We start from the raw sequence: 17011 nt of genomic DNA on the forward strand, positions 1-17011 counted from the left end.
AAGCTATGAATTAGGCTTGTTTAAACATGCACTATCTAAATAATTGAGCGCAATGTCTCAATTGTTTAGATAGTTTTTTTATGTAAATCACCGTCATTTTTTGACAAAAAACGTAATTTGTCGTACAAGTTTGAAGGGTTTTTGATTGTTAAATTTAAGGAAAAATTTCATAATAAATTTGTATTTAACAATTTAATGAAAGAAGATGTTTCTATGTATCGAAGTAATGGAAATTATGAAGCGTTTGCTCGTCCAAAAAAACCAGAAAATGTCGATCGTAAACAAGCTTATTTAGTTGGATCCGGTTTAGCGTCCTTGGCAGCTGCTGCTTTTTTAGTACGCGATGGCCAAATGAAAGGAGAAAATATTCACATTTTCGAGGAACTACCCCTTGCTGGGGGAAGCTTGGATGGTATTTTAGATCCAACAAAAGGATTTATTATTCGTGGTGGACGCGAGATGGAAAATCACTTTGAATGTCTGTGGGATTTATTCCGTTCAGTGCCCTCTCTTGAAGTGGAAGATGCTTCGGTGTTAGATGAATTTTATTGGTTAAATAAAGAAGATCCGAATTCTTCTAATTGTCGTGTGATTGAAAACCGTGGCGAACGTATTCCAACAGACGGTAAATTTACATTATCTGATCAAGCTTCAGAAGAGATTGTTCGTTTGTTTCTTATGACAGAAGATAGTTTACAAGATAAAAAAATTACAGATGTCTTTTCAGAAGAATTTTTTGAGTCTAACTTTTGGACGTATTGGTCAACCATGTTTGCTTTTGAAAAATGGCATTCAGCAATGGAAATGCGTCGTTATATTATGCGTTTCATCCATCATATTGATGGGTTACCAGATTTATCTGCTTTGAAATTTACAAAATATAACCAATATGAATCATTAGTCTTACCATTGGTTCGCTATTTAGAAGCGCATCATGTGCATTTCCAATATGATACTATGGTAAAAAATATTATCGTGGAACATGAAAATGGATTAATAGCAAAAGAATTGATTCTTGAAGTGAATGGTGAAGAACAACGTGTGTCTTTAACGACAGATGATTTAGTCTTTGTAACGAATGGTAGCATTACTGAAAGTACGACATATGGGGATAATGATCACCCAGCCCCTATTACTCATGAGCCCGGTGGTAGCTGGCAGTTATGGCAAAATTTAGCGAAACAAGACCCAGCATTAGGTAATCCTAGTAAGTTCTGTGAAAATTTACCTGAAGAAAGTTGGTTTGTTTCTGCAACTTTAACGACGCTTGATGATAAAATAGCGCCATATATCGAAAAAATTAGCAAACGTGATCCTTATGCTGGCAAAGTTGTCACTGGCGGAATCGTTACAGCTAAGGATTCTGGATGGCTAATGAGTTATACCCTAAATCGACAACCACATTTTAAAAATCAACCTAAAGATCAATTAGTCGTGTGGATTTATGGCTTACTTTCGGATAAAAAAGGTGATTTTATTAAGAAAAAAATTACGGAATGTTCAGGAAATGAAATCGCACAAGAATGGTTATATCATTTAGGTGTACCAGTGGAAATAATTCCTGACTTAGCTCGTCATTCAGCGAATACAATTCCTTGCTATATGCCTTACATTACGTCTTATTTTATGCCTCGTGCTAACGGAGACCGTCCGCTAGTAGTTCCAGAAGGCTCTAAAAATTTAGCTTTTATTGGAAACTTTAGCGAGACCGAACGAGATACAGTTTTTACCACAGAATATTCCGTCCGTACCGCAATGGAAGCCGTGTATAGCTTATTAAAAGTTGATCGAGGTGTACCAGAAGTCTTTGCGTCAGCCTATGATATTCGCACCTTATTATCTTCAACGAATCGTTTAATGGATGGTAAAAAAATTACAGACATGCACGTTCCTTGGTTAATTAAAGTGTTAGAAAAACGCGGGTTGAAAAAAGTCGAAGGAACGTTTATTGAAGAGTTATTAAAAGACAGTCATTTAATTTAATAGAGAAAAAACACCTTTCTCAAGTTCGAGAAGGGTGTTTTTTTATGAAAGATATTGCTTGACAGGGGCAAATGTTTTGCGATGAATTGGTGTGATTCCATGTGTTGCGAGCCCATCAAGGTGAATTTTTGTTCCGTAACCAGCATTTTTATCAAAGCCATAATGTGGATATAATTTGTGATAATCCTTCATTAAATTATCCCGATAAACTTTTGCAATGATACTTGCTGCAGCAATTGAAATAGAACGCGCATCCCCTTTAATAATTTTTTCTTGAGGAAAAGGTAACTCTAAAGTCATCGCATCAATTAATAAATGCTCAGGTTGCGGTGTTAATTGGACGACTGCTTGCATCATCGCTTGTTTACTTGCTTGATAAATATTTAAGGTATCAATTTCTTCAGGTGAGAGAATTCCGATTCCGATAGCAATTGCTTGCTCTTTAATTTCTTTTGCAAGTAATTCCCGTTTTTTTTCAGACAATTGCTTGGAATCGTTTAAACCTAAAATTTCACAGTTTTGTGGTAAGATCACTGCTGCGGCAACCACTGGACCTGCTAAAGGGCCACGACCCACTTCATCGATACCCGCTATTAGCATATGCCCTTGGTCATAACAAGCATGTTCAAATAACTGCATTTCAGTATACTTTGTTTTGAGTTGTGCCTCTTTTTCTAAGCGTTTTTCAAGCTGTGTCAATAATTTTTGAACGCCTAATCGTGAATCTTGACGCAAGCTTACCACATAGGGATCGTCTAAAGATGAAAGAGATTGTAGTTGTTCTTTAATCGTCGCAATAGATTCAATCTTCATCAAGTCCCACTCCAAATTCTTCACAACGATCTAATGTATATCTTCCTAATTTTCCTTGACGAATGTCATGAATGACCCGTTCACTTCCCCGTTCGTAATTATCGCGAAAGCCTAATTTTTCAGTAATTGTCATCAACAGTTCAGGACCTAATTGTGAGAGTTCTTCTTCTGATAAATGATAACGTTGAACCAATTGCTTTGGATAGTAACGCGCAAAGAAATCCAGTCCATAAATGGCAATATCATCTAAATGCAAAAGTTGGTCTTTGATAGCACCTGTTAATGCAAGTTTTTTGCCGATTTCTTGATCTTCAAATTTTGGCCATAAGATTCCAGGAGTATCTAATAATTCTAATTCACTTCCATAACGAATCCATTGTTGTCCTTTAGTTACGCCAGGTTTGTTTCCTGTTTGAGCAATTTTTTTGCCAGCTAATCGGTTTAAGAGTGTTGATTTTCCAACGTTTGGAATGCCTATAACCATTGCACGAATAGCACGTGGTTTTAGACCACGATTGCGATCGCGTTCTAATTTTGCTTTGAGGGCTTCTTTAGCTTTTGCAACAATCGCTTTGACTCCTTTATTTTCTTGGGCATTAATTGCTAAAACGGAAAAACCTTTCTCAATAAAATATTTTTCCCACTGTTTTGTTTGATTAGGATCAGCAAGGTCAGCTTTGTTAATTAAAACAAGGCGTGGTTTTTGTTGAAGAATTTGGTCAAGCATAGGGTTACGAGATGCTAAAGGTAGTCGTCCGTCAACTAATTCAAAAACAATATCCACGTATTTTAATTTTTCGCTTACTTCTCGTTTCGCTTTTGCCATATGACCAGGAAACCATTGAATTGCCATATCTATCACTCCTTTTCTACGAATATGGATAAAATTTGTCATTTATTTTACACAACGTCAATCATAAACGTTTTTACAAAGGGACTCAAGTTTTTTGTGTGTAAAAAAGTTGGGAATATTTTTGCGTATTTTTAGATGAGAAGAAAAGGAGGCGGAAAAGTTTGAACTTTTGGCAGCTCAGTAAACTTGAGAGATTAATTTTTAAATTAACTTATTGTAGAGGAATCGGACTAATCGGTAAATGGAAAGTTGTGAGGTGTGCAGAGGAATTGCAACAGGAAATTTTTTCAATGGATGAAATTATACGCATTGCAGGTATTCAGCGATTCAAAGAACAATTCAAAAAAAGTTGGCAGGCTATTTCAGAATCTTGGTTAGTAGAACAGGCCGCCAAACAACAATTTGTCACCTGGTTGGCTGAAGATTATCCGATAGAATTGAAGCAATTGTATCAGCAACCGTTAATTTTATTTTATGTGGGGAACGTATCATTGTTACAGTATCCTAAATTAGCAATTGTCGGTGCACGGCAAGCGACATCTTATGCCATACAGGTGTTGAATAGTTTTGTTCCTAAAATTGTTGAAAAAAACATTGTCGTTGTCAGTGGTTTAGCAAAGGGTGTCGATCGTTGTAGCCATGAAGCAGCCATTCTTTCAGGAGGAAATACCATTGGAATTGTTGGTTGTGGTTTAGATTTGTGTTACCCAAGAGAAGTTAGTAGCTTATTTGTAGAAATGCGAAAGAATCATTTGATTTTAAGTGAATACCCTCATGGCGTTGGCGTACAAAAACATCATTTCCCCATGCGCAATCGAATTATCGCGGCTTTAACACAAGGAACCTGCGTCATTGAAGCGAAAGAACGAAGTGGTTCCTTGATTACCGCACAGTTGGCGTTGGAGTACGGAAAAGAAGTTTTTGCTATTCCTGGAGAAATTGTCAGTGGACAGTCAAATGGTTGTCATCATTTGATTCAAGACGGAGCAAAATGTGTCTATACTGTGCAGGATATTTTTGACGAACTTCCGAAATATTAAGTTATTTTTTGAAAGTGTGCGTATGTCTCTCCTTGACAAAAGATTTTCTTATAGATATGATAGGCTACGATTTATTGTTAATTGATAGCACTTTATATAGTAGGAAATTTTCTTAGGAAGGAGCCATTTGTGCATGGCCTATAAATATTTGGTGATTGTGGAATCACCAGCGAAAGCAAAAACGATTGAGAAGTATCTTGGTCGAAATTACAAAGTTGTTGCCAGTGTGGGACATATTCGTGATTTACCAAAAAGTAAAATGGGAATCGATGTTGAAAATAATTATGAACCACATTATATTTCCATTCGTGGAAAAGGCGATGTCATTAAAAGTCTCCGCTCAGCAGCAAAAAAAGCACAAAAAGTGTATCTTGCAAGTGACCCGGATAGAGAAGGGGAAGCCATTGCTTGGCATTTAGCCCATTTATTGAATTTAGACTTAAATGAAAAAAATCGTGTGGTTTTTAATGAAATTACCAAAGATGCAGTAAAAGCAGCGTTTAAAGAACCGCGCACAATTGATGTAGACTTAGTGGATGCGCAACAAGCACGTCGGGTATTAGACCGTTTAGTCGGTTATTCCATTAGTCCTATTTTGTGGCGTAAAGTTAAAAAAGGTTTGAGTGCAGGACGTGTTCAGTCAGTCGCTTTAAAAATTATTATTGACCGTGAAAAAGAAATTCGTGATTTTAAACCAGAAGAATACTGGAGTATTGACGGGAATTTCAAAAAGGGACGCAAGAAATTCAAAGCTAACTTCTGGGGAATTGATGGTAAGAAAAAGAAATTGCCAAATGCGGAAAGCGTGAAAGAAGTTACTAGCCGTATTACAGGCAAAGATTATGAAGTAAAAAACGTTGAGAAAAAAGAACGTAAACGCAACCCAGCAGCGCCGTTTACTACGAGTAGTTTGCAACAAGAGGCAGCGCGCAAACTAAACTTTAGAACACGTAAAACAATGATGGTTGCCCAACAACTATATGAAGGAATTTCATTAGGACGTCAAGGGACAGTCGGTTTAATCACTTATATGCGTACCGATTCAAAACGTATCTCAGATTCTGCAAAAGCTGAAGTGACGGACTTTATCGAATCAACTTATGGAAAAGAATTCGCAGCGCATGATGTCAAAAAATTGAAAAATGCGCAAGGTGCTCAAGATGCCCATGAAGCAATTCGTCCAACTAGTGCATTGCGTACACCAGATGAGATGGCGAAATATCTAGACAAAGATCAATTAAAATTATATTCTTTAATTTGGTCACGTTTTGTAGCAAGTCAAATGACGCCAGCGATTTTAGATACAATGAAAGTGACATTGGATCATAATGGTGTGCAATTTATTGCGAATGGTTCAAAAGTAAAATTTAAAGGGTTTATGCAAGTATATGTTGAAGGTCGCGATGATGGGAAAGAGGACAAAGAAAACATTTTGCCAGAGCTAGAAATTGGCGAGATTGTTCAATCTGTAGATATCGAACCAAAACAACACTTTACACAACCACCTGCACGATTTAGTGAAGCTACCTTAATTCGTACATTGGAAGAAAACGGTGTTGGTCGACCATCTACTTACGCTCCAACCCTAGAAACGATTCAACGTCGGTATTATGTGAAATTGGCACAAAAACGTTTTGAACCAACTGAATTAGGTGAAATCGTCAATACGCTTATTGAAGATTTCTTCCCGCAAATTGTCGATGTTCATTTTACAGCTGAGATGGAAGACAATTTAGATAAAGTAGAAGAAGGTAAAGAAGATTGGATTAAAGTTGTTGACCGATTCTATCGACCATTTGAGAAAGAATTAGTAACAGCAGAAGAGAAAATCGAAAAAATCCAAATAAAGGATGAACCTGCAGGCTTTGATTGTGAATTATGTGGACATCCAATGGTTATTAAATTGGGACGATACGGGAAGTTTTATGCGTGTAGTAATTTTCCTGATTGTCGCAATACAAAACCGATTGTTAAAGAAATTGGTGTGGAGTGTCCCATCTGTCATAAAGGACAAGTTGTGGAAAGAAAATCTAAGAAAAATCGTATCTTCTATGGGTGTGATCGTTATCCTGAATGTGAATTTACTTCTTGGGACAAACCAATTGGCCGAAATTGTCCAAAATGTGATCATTATTTAGTAGAGAAAAAAGTCAAAGGTGGCAAACAAATTGTTTGTCCAAACGGTGACTATGAAGAAGATGTACAAAAATAGAAAAAAGATGGATTCTTTTCATCTTAAAGGAGTTTTATAATGAAAACCGTAAATATTATTGGTGCTGGTTTAGCTGGAAGCGAGGCAGCTTGGCAAGTAGCCCAAGCTGGAGTACCTGTTCGTTTGTTTGAAATGCGCCCTAAAAAATCAACAGAAGCACATCATACAGGAAACTTTGCTGAACTAGTTTGTTCAAATTCACTCCGCGGAAATAGCTTAGCAAATGCTGTTGGTGTTTTAAAAGAAGAAATGCGCCGTTTAGATTCTGTTGTGATTACTTCAGCGGATCAAACTTCTGTGCCGGCTGGTGGAGCTTTAGCGGTTGACCGAGATTCTTTTTCAGAATTAATTACAAAACGTGTGAAAGACCATCCATTAGTTACAGTGGTTGAAGAAGAAATTACTGATATTCCAGAGGGGATTACCATAATTGCGACAGGTCCATTAACCTCAGCACCTTTAGCACAAGCTATTAAAGATTTTAATGGTTCAGAAGGTTTTTATTTCTACGATGCAGCAGCTCCAATTATCGATAAAGCAACGATTGATATGGATAAAGTATATTTGAAATCTCGTTATGACAAAGGTGAAGCAGCATATTTAAACTGTCCAATGACAGAAGAAGAGTTTAACGCTTTTTATGATGAGCTAGTAGCTGCCGAAGTTGCACCATTAAAAGAATTTGAAAAAGAAAAATTCTTTGAAGGTTGCATGCCAATTGAAGTTATGGCAAAACGTGGCCGTAAAACAATGTTATTTGGTCCATTAAAACCTGTTGGATTAGAAGATCCAAAAACAGGCAAACGTCCATATGCAGTCATTCAATTACGTCAAGATAATGCCGTTGCTTCGTTATACAACATTGTTGGTTTCCAAACTCATTTAAAATGGGGCGAACAAAAACGTGTTTTCCGCATGATTCCTGGTTTAGAAAATGCAGATATCGTTCGTTATGGGGTAATGCATCGCAATAGCTTTATGAATTCACCAGAGTTATTACAACAAACGTATCAATCACGTTTACGTGATGATCTATTTTTTGCTGGTCAAATGACAGGTGTTGAAGGATATGTTGAGAGCGCCGCAAGTGGTTTAGTAGCAGGAATCAATGCTGCACGTATGGCGAAAGAGGAAGAATTAATTACTTTCCCACAAGAAACAGCAATCGGTAGTATGTCGTATTACATTACACATGCTTCTGGCAAACATTTCCAACCGATGAATGCAAATTTTGGTTTATTCCCTGAATTACCAGAACGCATTAAAGATAAAAAATCACGTTATGAAGCAATTGCAAATCGTGCATTAGAAAGCTTAGAAGCAAAAAAATCAGAAATTAATCATTAAAAAAACACCGAACCAATGTAAAAATGGTTCGGTGTTTTTATCAGTCTTAAGGACTATCTTTAGGAATATTCTTGAACCTTTTCAAGGAATACGCTATCATTAAATTATGAAATAACGGAAGGTGGGAAATCGAATGTTTGGTTTTATTGAACAACTAAATCATTTTAGAGCTAGTCAACCGGTAGCTATACGAGCATTATTATGGTTGCTATTTTTTCTTCTCGTTATTTTTGCATTATATTTATTATTTGCACTCATTTTTTTTCCATTAATGTTTTTATATAATCAATTAACTGATAAAAATAAAAGCAATGTGTTAGGAGAAAATGATTATTTAATTGGCGAATTGACTACGCGACTTCGAGGAAATTCAATCGGTGAAGTAATTGAAATTGGGAGTGAATCTGCCATCTCGGTTTACCCAGCTAAATTTTATCGTGAGGAAGATCGAAACAGCGACGTCGTTTTACCAAGTGGTACAAAAGTGTTAATTATTGATTTTGATGAAAAGGGGATTGCCCTAGTCGTTAAAAGTAATCAATTTTAAAGAGGAGAGTGTTGTATATGTTAGAAATCTTGAGTAGTCCTATATTGTGGGGAATCATTGCTGTAATTGCAATTTTAGCTTTTCTGATGGTTCGTTACCGTATTGGAAAGCCTGATGAAGCACTAATTGTGACGGGTTCTTTTTTAGGTAAAGAAGGAATTAAAATTTTAAAGAATAGCGGAACATTTGTTATTCCGATTGTTCAAAAGGCCCATAAGTTAAGCTTATTAACACATAAATTAGAAATTGGTACGCCAGAAGTTTATACAGAACAAGGTGTTCCGATTTTAGCGAGTGCAACTGTATTAGTTAAAGTAGGAAACAGTGTTGAATCTATTAAAACAGCGGCAGAACAATATTTAGGTAAATCAACAAAAGAATTAGAAGATGAAGCACAAGAAGTACTAGAAGGTCATTTACGTGCAATTTTAGGAACGATGACTGTTGAAGCGATTTATAAAAACCGTGATGATTTTGCGGAACAAGTTCAAGAAGTGGCATCCACTGACTTACGAAAAATGGGATTAGAAATTGTCTCATTTACAATTAAAGATGTGACCGATCCAAATGGCTATTTAGATGCGTTAGGTCGTCCGCAAATCGCTGAAGTGAAGAAAAATGCTGAAGTAGCTGAATCGAATGCATTGCGTGAAACACGTATTAAACAAGCAGAAAATGAACAGTTAGCACAGCATGAAGAAATTCGTCGTAAAACAGAAATTGCTGAAGCAACCAAAGAAATGCAGTTAAAACAAGCGCAATACAAACAAGAACAAGATGTTGCTGTTGCGAAAGCTGAACAAGTTGCGACTGGTGAAAAAATGAAAGTTCGTTTAATCGAACAAGAGAAAAATATTGAAATTCAAGAAAAACAAGCAGAATTAAGTGAGAAAGAATTGAACGCGACTGTTCGTAAGAAAGCAGAAGCGGATAAATATGTTATTGAACAAAACGCTTTGGCTGAAAAAGCCAGAGAAATTGCGAAAGCGGAAGCTGATGCTGAAAAAGTACGCTTAGCGGCTGAAGCAGAAGCACAACGAGTAGAAAAACTTGGGGCAGCCGAAGCGGATAAAATTGCGAAGGTTGGTCAAGCCGAAGCTGAAAGCAAAGAGAAAATGGCCTTGGCATTACAAAAACTCAACGAAGCTGGTATTTTAATGGAATTCATTAAAGTCCTACCTGCGATTGCGAAAGAAGTTAATGCACCAATTAGTAATATCGACAAGGTTGTTAGTTTTGGCGGTGGTGATGGATTACATGAAATGGGTGAAGCTGGTCTAGCTCGAACGTTTGATACAATTAAAGAAACAACGGGATTAGATTTAGTAGGCTTAATTAATGAGACCATGGCTACAAAACAAGGGAATAAAGAAATTGTTCAAGCAATCGAATCAAAACATGACGATGTACAACCTGTAATTGTAGCTGAAGAAAAATAAAAATATAATTGGAAGACTGTTAAATAATTTACTTATTTAGCAGTCTTTGTGCATTCTATAAAATAACAAAATGGAAAGAAAACTGAAAGTTGTTTTAGAAATTTTTTAGAAAATTATATGCAAATTTTCTTAATTGTGAAGATACTTTGAAATATTGATTAAATTCTGACAATTCGTTTGTTTTTTCTTTTGGTCTATGCTAAAGTTAAGAGAATCAAGAATGGGGGAAAAGCAATGGTATCAAGAGATTGGCCCGCTGAATTTTTCCGCTATCTCATGGTAGAACGAGGTTATTCAGAAAAAACTCAAGAGGCTTATCAGGAAGATATGGAAGTCTTTTTTGATTTTTTAAAAGATAAAAATAAAAACTATTTAGCGATTGATCATCGCGATGTTCGAATGTATCTGGGAAAATTAAATGATAAACTATATAGTCGCAATACCATTAGTCGGAAAATTGCGAGTTTACGTTCCTTCTATCAGTATTTACTGAAACAAGAAGTTATCTCTGAAAATCCATTTTCATATATTCATTTGAAAAAAAAGGGTGTTAAATTACCTCGGTTTTTCTATGAAGATGAAATGACTGCCCTTTTTGAAAGCGTTCAAGGAACTGAACCTTTGCAACAGCGAAATCGCGTGCTGCTAGAAGTGTTATATGGTTCAGGTTTACGTGTAAGTGAATGTGCCAATTTAGAAGTTAATCAAATCGATTGGGAAAATGGCGTGTTGTTAATTCACGGAAAAGGAAACAAGGAACGATATGTTCCGTTTGGGGCGTATGCACAAGAAGCCTTGCAGATATATTTTGAACAAGGGCGCCGATTATTAATGGAAAAATATCACAAAGACCATGCATTTGTTTTTGTAAACCGTTTAGGTGATCCAATTACTTCAACGGGAATTGAATATGCACTTAATCAAGTCATTCGTAAAAGTAGTTTGGATAGTAAAATTCATCCGCATATGTTGCGACACACATTTGCGACACATTTACTAAACAATGGTGCTGATATGCGTACAGTTCAAGAACTGCTTGGTCATGCCAATTTATCAACTACTCAAATTTATGCTCATGTGACGAAAGAAAGTTTACAAAAAAATTATCGACAGTTTCATCCAAGAGCAAATCAATAAACAGTTATTTAGGAGGATATGTATTAATGGAATCACAATTTCATTCAACCACTATTTGTGCCGTTGAAAAGGATGGCAAATTTGCAATGGCCGGAGATGGTCAAGTAACGATGGGCGAGCAAATCGTCATGAAAGGAACTGCCCGCAAAGTACGTCGAATCTATAATGGTGAAGTAGTTGTCGGTTTTGCCGGTAGCGTAGCGGATGCGTTTACTTTAGAAGAAAAATTTGAAGGAAAATTAAATGAATACAACGGTAACTTGCAACGAGCTGCTGTGGAACTAGCGCAAGAATGGCGTACGAAACAATCAATGCAAAAATTAGAAGCGATGTTGATTGTTATGAATAAAAATGAAATGTTATTAGTTTCTGGAACTGGAGAAGTAATTGCACCAGATGATGGTATTTTAGCGATTGGATCAGGTGGGAACTATGCGTTATCAGCTGCGCGCGCAATGAAAAAATACGCTAGTAATGAATTAACAGCGAAAGAAATCGCTGAAAATGCCTTAAATATAGCCGCAGATATCTGCGTCTTTACTAACCATAATATTATTGTAGAGGAATGTTAGTTTTATGATGAATCAAAATATTTCACCAAAAGAAATTGTCGCTGAATTGGATCAATATATTGTTGGACAACACGCTGCTAAAAAATCTGTAGCTGTTGCTTTGCGTAACCGTTATCGTCGTTTACAATTAGACGAAAAAATGCAGCAAGAAGTTACCCCTAAAAACATTTTAATGATTGGTCCAACGGGAGTCGGAAAAACAGAAATTGCTCGACGTTTAGCCAAAGTAGTGCAAGCACCTTTTGTGAAGGTAGAAGCAACTAAGTTTACTGAAGTTGGGTATGTCGGTCGTGATGTGGAGTCTATGGTTCGAGATTTAGTTGAACATGCGATTCAAATTGTTCAAAAAGAACAATATAATCGCGTACGTATTCAAGCAGAAAAAAAAGCCAATCGTCGTTTAGCTAAAGTATTAGTGCCAGGAATCAAAAAAGAGAAGAAACAATCAGCAAATCCATATGAACAGATGATGAATATGTTTAACACAATGCAACAACCAGAAGAACCTAAAGAAGAATTAACCGATGAAATTCGTGTCAACCGTCAGTCAATTTTTGAACAGCTAGAACGTGGTGCTCTAGACGCGCGTGAAGTAACGATTGAAATTGACGAACCAAAAACGCAAGCCCCTATGATGAATAATGGGTTAGAACAAATGGGAATTGATTTAAACGAAACTTTAGGTGCTTTGAAACCACGCAAGAAAGTCGAACGGACAGTTACTGTGAAAGAAGCACGTGAACTATTAATTCAAGAAGAATCTTCTAAATTAGTTAATGATGCAGACATTCATAGTGAGGCGTTACGTTTAGCTGAATCAAGTGGAATTATTTTTATTGATGAAATTGATAAAGTAACTTCCAAATCACAACAATCTGGTGAAGTCTCTCGTGAAGGTGTTCAACGTGACATTTTACCAATCGTGGAAGGCTCGCAAGTCAATACTAAATATGGCTCATTACAAACTGATCATATTTTATTCATTGCATCAGGCGCGTTCCATTTATCAAAACCAAGTGATTTAATTCCTGAACTACAAGGACGTTTCCCAATTCGTGTGGAACTAGACGATTTAACAGCTGAAGATTTCGTGAAAATCTTAAAAGAGCCAAATAATGCGTTAGTCAAACAATATATTGCATTATTAGGTACGGAAAATGTGCAAGTAACCTTTACAATTGAAGCAATTGAACGCATTGCGGCGATTGCTTTCCAAGTGAATCGCGATACAGACAACATTGGTGCTCGTCGTCTACACACTATTTTAGAAAAACTTTTAGAAGACCTTCTTTTTGAAGCCTCTGATATGCAAATGGCTGAAATTACAATTACAGAAGCGTATGTTGATGAAAAATTAGCAGATATTGCCAAGGATGAAGATTTAAGTCGTTATATTTTATAAAAAAGGGAGAAAAAGATGACCACACTTTTAGAAAGAACAAGACAAATTAACGAATTATTACAACAAAAAAATACTTTTAATATGGATTCTGATTTGCCTTATGATAAAATGGCGATTATTTTAGGGGATATTTTAGATAGTAATGCGTATATTATCAGTAGTAACGGAAGCTTATTAGGCTTCAATGAAAAACATGATGTGAACAATGCGCGTGTAAAAAATATGTTTGTTGAGAAACAATTTCCAAAAAATTATACCGATATGGTTGATAACTTAAATGCTACAGAAGCTAATATTACAATTGATAGTGATATGACCGCATTTCCTGTTGAATCTCGTGAGTTATATCCTCATGGTTTAACAACTGTTGTGCCAATCTTTGGTGCGGGTGAACGTTTAGGTACAATTATTCTTTCAAGAATTACGGATTCTTTTGATGATGAAGATTTAGTTTTGGCAGAATATAGTGCAACAGTTGTAGGAATGCAAATTTTATACCAAACATCACGTAATATTGAAGAAGATATTCGTAGTGCAACAGCTGTTCAAATGGCAGTAAATACCTTGTCATATAGCGAGTTAAAAGCTGTACAAGCAATTTTTAATGCATTAGAAGGTGATGAAGGCCGTTTGACAGCTTCCAATATTGCAGATGAAATTGGTATTACGCGTTCAGTGATTGTGAATGCTTTGCGTAAATTAGAATCAGCAGGCATCATTGAATCGCGTTCATTAGGGATGAAAGGGACTTATTTAAAAGTATTGAATCATCGCTTTAAAGATGAACTAGATAAAGCGTAAACTTTTAAACTCTAAGGGGGAAATAAAATGGATATTACAATTGAAACACCTCACTTAAAAGCAGTTATCTCAACACATGGAGCAGAGTTAAAGAGCTTAAAAAGTAAAGAAACAGAGATTGAATACATTTGGCAAGCTGATCCCAAACATTGGGCTCGTCATGCACCAGTTTTATTTCCATTTGTTGGTTCTTTAAAAGACAATCAATATACGTATCAAGGGAAAACCTATGAACTACCGCAACATGGATTTGCTCGCGATATGGAATTTAGCGTGTTGGAACAAAAAGAAGATGCAGTAAGTTTTATCTTAGAAGACACACCAGAAACAAAAAAAGTCTATCCTTTTGATTTTAAATTAGTTTTGTCTTATGAATTAGGAGGAGACGGTATTGTGGTTAAATACCGTGTAGAAAATCCTACAGGTGAAGAAATGTATTTTTCAATTGGAGGACATCCAGCTTTTAATGTGCCATTAGAGGAAGGGTTGTCGTTTGAGGATTATTTTTTAGAGCCATCACCAATGAAATCTCGTGTTATTGTTCCTTTGCGTGGCCGCTATGTAAATTTAGATCAGCGGACGCTTGGACAAACAAATACGAATATTGCTTTAACGCATGATTTATTCAAAAATGATGCATTGATTTTTGAAACAATTGGTTTAAATTCATTTTCGATTCGTAGTGAAAATTCACCACATAGTGTAACATTAACTTATAATAACATGCCGTATGTTGGTATTTGGTCTACTTATCCAGTAGAATCACCTTTTGTATGTATTGAACCATGGGAAGGCATTGCAGATACCCATGATGCAAGTGGTGAACTAACAGAAAAATTGGGCATTCGTAAATTAGATGCTCATGAAGTATTTGAGACAAAGTATTCGATTACAGTGAAATAAAAAATAAGTTTAAATGGAAGCTTAGAAACCTTGTTAAATCAAGATTTCTAGGCTTTTTTTTGTTAGATAAATATAAATGAATAAACTTTTGAATAAACTTCACACTAAAAAGCCATATAGTTAGCAAATTTAGATGCAGTGTCTTTCACTTTTTCTGGTGACACATGAGCATAGATATTCATCGTTGTTTGAATGTCTTTATGTCCTAATCGCTCTTGTACCTCTTTCATGGATGCACCAGATTCAAACAACAGGCTACAATGTGTGTGACGAAATCCATGAGCGGTTATAACAGGAATGTTATTATGTCGTTGATAAAATTTTTTAACTAGTAACTTCTAGTATCATACATGGTAATTTGTAATAGAAATTGCAACTTGAGATGATAAAAGAGGGGATAAAAAAATTACCTCTTTATGAGATAACCTAGTCTAAAACGATTAGATCATAAAGCATGAAAAGTGTAGCAAAGGCTAAATCAACTGTCTTTTTATTTAGATACTCTACAGAAAAAATATACTTCGTTATTGTATGACGTATACAATTATAATAAACATGACGTTCAGGCATGAATTCACGACGTTTACGACCAAAACATTTTTTACATATCAGTTATGGTAAGATAATTTGGGGCAGGTCATAAGAAAGGAAGTTTTTTATGAAAAGTAAAATTTTGTCACGAGGAGCATTTATCTTTATTGTAACCACTCTTTTTACATCATTCATTGGATTTGCAGATACTCAGGATAAGCCTTATTCATTCCAATTTTGGGGACCTGCTAGTAATCACTATACTGGTGCTAGAACAAAGGAGACAAGCTCCTCAATGTATATTAGTGTTACTAAAACAAGTGATGGATCTATAACTACATTTAATGCTAAGCCTCAAGCTAATGGAAAGAATAGATGGGTAAACGTCGGAAATGGTGGGACCGTTGCAGTTGGAAGAAAGTATGAAGTGTATAATTCGGCATATGAGACATTCAATAAAGTTCCAACTCGATTTAGAGGTATTGCTAGTACTTTGGGAAAAGTAACTATTTCTGGGAATTGGTCCCCAGATTATACTCGAGAAAGTGGCGTATATGTTTTACCTTAAATAATCAGTTTATTATAATTTAATACAATGACCTGCCTATAATATAAATGAATGGAGATATAAAATTTGTTAAAGAAAAGATTACATCAAGTTCTGTCAGAAAAAATTATTTATTTGTCTTTATTAATTCTATGGACAATTTCTATTTCTCAAGTAGTATACAATTTGATGAATGAAAAATTGGCTAATCCAGAAGAAGTTCCAAGAAGTTTATCTTATGCCTGGATTTTATCGGGAGATTCTAGTGGTTCTTTTTTGTTTATCATGTTGGTTCTACTATTTCCACTTTCAAGTCTACCGTTCTCGTTACACTTATTAAAAGAAAAAAATAACTTTTTCTCCTATTTTTATTTAATTAGATCCTCCAAAAAAACGTATTTAAATTCAATGTTACTCACTAATTCTATTATCAGTATATTTGTAACACTTTCAACTTTATTTTTGAATATATATTTGAACAGCTTGTTCTTTCCATTAATTAAACCAAACGAGTTTACAGATTATATGAGAGCATATCCATTAATTCCAGGACAAACATTTAGCCAAGAGTTATTCAAAAACCATCCTTTAATCAACATGCTGATGTACATTGGTATTGCACTTATATATGTATTACTAATAAATAATTTGATTTTATTATTGGGATATTTTGTAAATAAGCAGATGTATTTATTCTCTTTAGCAGTAATTTTTCCGTTCATATTACTTGTAATACCAATAAAACATAAATTGTCACCGCTTGTTACTCTTTCGGTACACGCTTATAACGTATCATTAATCAGCACAAGCATTCTTTTTTTATGTTTGTTTGGCATCATTTTATCACTGTATTACTATATATTAAGACATACGGAGTGAGGACT

At 35.4% G+C, this 17011-nt stretch carries 15 protein-coding genes and 1 pseudogene; 13 read left to right on the top strand and 3 right to left on the bottom strand.

The genetic code is table 11. The features are described 5' to 3' along the window. Window positions 1-213: 213 nt before the first annotated feature. Window positions 214-1983, top strand: a complete 1770-nt coding sequence (locus DOK78_RS07740) for an oleate hydratase (RefSeq protein ID WP_207940899.1) — start codon at window positions 214-216, stop codon at window positions 1981-1983. A 42-nt stretch (window positions 1984-2025) separates the two neighbouring features. Here DOK78_RS07740 and DOK78_RS07745 read toward each other — a convergent pair whose 3' ends face one another. Then, complete coding sequence (locus DOK78_RS07745; RefSeq protein ID WP_207940898.1) at window positions 2026-2796, bottom strand: ribonuclease HII; 771 nt, start codon at window positions 2794-2796, stop codon at window positions 2026-2028. Next, window positions 2786-3649, bottom strand: coding sequence for a ribosome biogenesis GTPase YlqF (gene ylqF / locus DOK78_RS07750; RefSeq protein WP_207940897.1), 864 nt, complete (start codon window positions 3647-3649; stop codon window positions 2786-2788). Before ylqF ends, DOK78_RS07745 begins: the two co-directional genes overlap by 11 nt. Before the next feature lie 290 nt (window positions 3650-3939). Here ylqF and dprA point away from each other — a divergent pair, with 290 nt between their 5' ends. From dprA to DOK78_RS07800, 10 genes are all read left to right on the top strand, one after another. After that, window positions 3940-4689 (top strand): DNA-processing protein DprA, encoded by a 750-nt coding sequence (gene dprA, locus DOK78_RS07755; protein ID WP_339076389.1) that lies wholly within the window; start codon window positions 3940-3942, stop codon window positions 4687-4689. 133 nt (window positions 4690-4822) lie between these two features. Then, entirely contained in the window at window positions 4823-6901 is a 2079-nt protein-coding gene (gene topA / locus DOK78_RS07760; RefSeq protein ID WP_207940895.1) for a type I DNA topoisomerase, read from the top strand. Between the two features lie 39 nt (window positions 6902-6940). After that, entirely contained in the window at window positions 6941-8248 is a 1308-nt protein-coding gene (trmFO, locus tag DOK78_RS07765; RefSeq protein WP_207940894.1) for an FADH(2)-oxidizing methylenetetrahydrofolate--tRNA-(uracil(54)-C(5))-methyltransferase TrmFO, read from the top strand. A gap of 133 nt (window positions 8249-8381) precedes the next feature. Further along, the gene (locus tag DOK78_RS07770; protein WP_207940893.1) at window positions 8382-8795 is read left to right on the top strand and encodes a hypothetical protein; all 414 of its coding nucleotides are present in this window, start codon (window positions 8382-8384) and stop codon (window positions 8793-8795) included. A 17-nt stretch (window positions 8796-8812) separates the two neighbouring features. Further along, window positions 8813-10234 carry a flotillin family protein gene (locus tag DOK78_RS07775; protein ID WP_207940892.1) on the top strand — a complete coding sequence of 474 codons (1422 nt, stop codon included), beginning with the start codon at window positions 8813-8815 and terminating at the stop codon, window positions 10232-10234. 234 nt (window positions 10235-10468) lie between these two features. Then, a complete protein-coding gene (gene xerC / locus DOK78_RS07780) occupies window positions 10469-11371 on the top strand; it encodes a tyrosine recombinase XerC (protein WP_207940891.1) in 903 nt (300 codons plus the stop codon). Between the two features lie 26 nt (window positions 11372-11397). Beyond that, window positions 11398-11943, top strand: a complete 546-nt coding sequence (hslV, locus tag DOK78_RS07785; RefSeq protein ID WP_016174782.1) for an ATP-dependent protease subunit HslV — start codon at window positions 11398-11400, stop codon at window positions 11941-11943. A gap of 4 nt (window positions 11944-11947) precedes the next feature. Then, entirely contained in the window at window positions 11948-13345 is a 1398-nt protein-coding gene (gene hslU / locus DOK78_RS07790) for an ATP-dependent protease ATPase subunit HslU (protein WP_279381649.1), read from the top strand. 15 nt (window positions 13346-13360) lie between these two features. Beyond that, entirely contained in the window at window positions 13361-14146 is a 786-nt protein-coding gene (gene codY, locus DOK78_RS07795; RefSeq protein ID WP_207940890.1) for a GTP-sensing pleiotropic transcriptional regulator CodY, read from the top strand. Window positions 14147-14173: 27 nt separating this feature from the next. Beyond that, the gene (locus DOK78_RS07800; RefSeq protein ID WP_207940889.1) at window positions 14174-15049 is read left to right on the top strand and encodes an aldose 1-epimerase family protein; all 876 of its coding nucleotides are present in this window, start codon (window positions 14174-14176) and stop codon (window positions 15047-15049) included. Between the two features lie 104 nt (window positions 15050-15153). Here the strand turns inward: DOK78_RS07800 and DOK78_RS07805 are convergent. After that, window positions 15154-15366, bottom strand: a pseudogene (locus DOK78_RS07805) (tyrosine-type recombinase/integrase); the annotation flags it as partial. 341 nt (window positions 15367-15707) lie between these two features. On the opposite strand from DOK78_RS07805, the gene DOK78_RS07810 reads away from it, so the two are divergent. Next, window positions 15708-16148 carry a hypothetical protein gene (locus DOK78_RS07810; protein WP_207940888.1) on the top strand — a complete coding sequence of 147 codons (441 nt, stop codon included), beginning with the start codon at window positions 15708-15710 and terminating at the stop codon, window positions 16146-16148. A 66-nt stretch (window positions 16149-16214) separates the two neighbouring features. After that, window positions 16215-17006, top strand: coding sequence for a hypothetical protein (locus DOK78_RS07815; protein ID WP_207940887.1), 792 nt, complete (start codon window positions 16215-16217; stop codon window positions 17004-17006). Window positions 17007-17011 lie beyond the last annotated feature (5 nt).

It is taken from the genome of Enterococcus sp. DIV2402 (assembly GCF_017426705.2).
GTDB lineage: Bacteria > Bacillota > Bacilli > Lactobacillales > Enterococcaceae > Enterococcus_F > Enterococcus_F lowellii.

Coding starts and splice junctions, on each gene's coding strand:
- DOK78_RS07775 (WP_207940892.1), top strand. CDS start 8,813: ATGTTAGAAATCTTGAGTAGTCCTATATTGTGGGGAATCATTGCTGTA.
- trmFO (WP_207940894.1), top strand. CDS start 6,941: ATGAAAACCGTAAATATTATTGGTGCTGGTTTAGCTGGAAGCGAGGCA.
- codY (WP_207940890.1), top strand. CDS start 13,361: ATGACCACACTTTTAGAAAGAACAAGACAAATTAACGAATTATTACAA.
- DOK78_RS07810 (WP_207940888.1), top strand. CDS start 15,708: ATGAAAAGTAAAATTTTGTCACGAGGAGCATTTATCTTTATTGTAACC.
- topA (WP_207940895.1), top strand. CDS start 4,823: ATGGCCTATAAATATTTGGTGATTGTGGAATCACCAGCGAAAGCAAAA.
- hslV (WP_016174782.1), top strand. CDS start 11,398: ATGGAATCACAATTTCATTCAACCACTATTTGTGCCGTTGAAAAGGAT.
- ylqF (WP_207940897.1), bottom strand. CDS start 3,649: ATGGCAATTCAATGGTTTCCTGGTCATATGGCAAAAGCGAAACGAGAA.
- dprA (WP_339076389.1), top strand. CDS start 3,940: ATGGATGAAATTATACGCATTGCAGGTATTCAGCGATTCAAAGAACAA.
- hslU (WP_279381649.1), top strand. CDS start 11,948: ATGATGAATCAAAATATTTCACCAAAAGAAATTGTCGCTGAATTGGAT.
- DOK78_RS07745 (WP_207940898.1), bottom strand. CDS start 2,796: ATGAAGATTGAATCTATTGCGACGATTAAAGAACAACTACAATCTCTT.
- DOK78_RS07800 (WP_207940889.1), top strand. CDS start 14,174: ATGGATATTACAATTGAAACACCTCACTTAAAAGCAGTTATCTCAACA.
- xerC (WP_207940891.1), top strand. CDS start 10,469: ATGGTATCAAGAGATTGGCCCGCTGAATTTTTCCGCTATCTCATGGTA.
- DOK78_RS07740 (WP_207940899.1), top strand. CDS start 214: ATGTATCGAAGTAATGGAAATTATGAAGCGTTTGCTCGTCCAAAAAAA.
- DOK78_RS07770 (WP_207940893.1), top strand. CDS start 8,382: ATGTTTGGTTTTATTGAACAACTAAATCATTTTAGAGCTAGTCAACCG.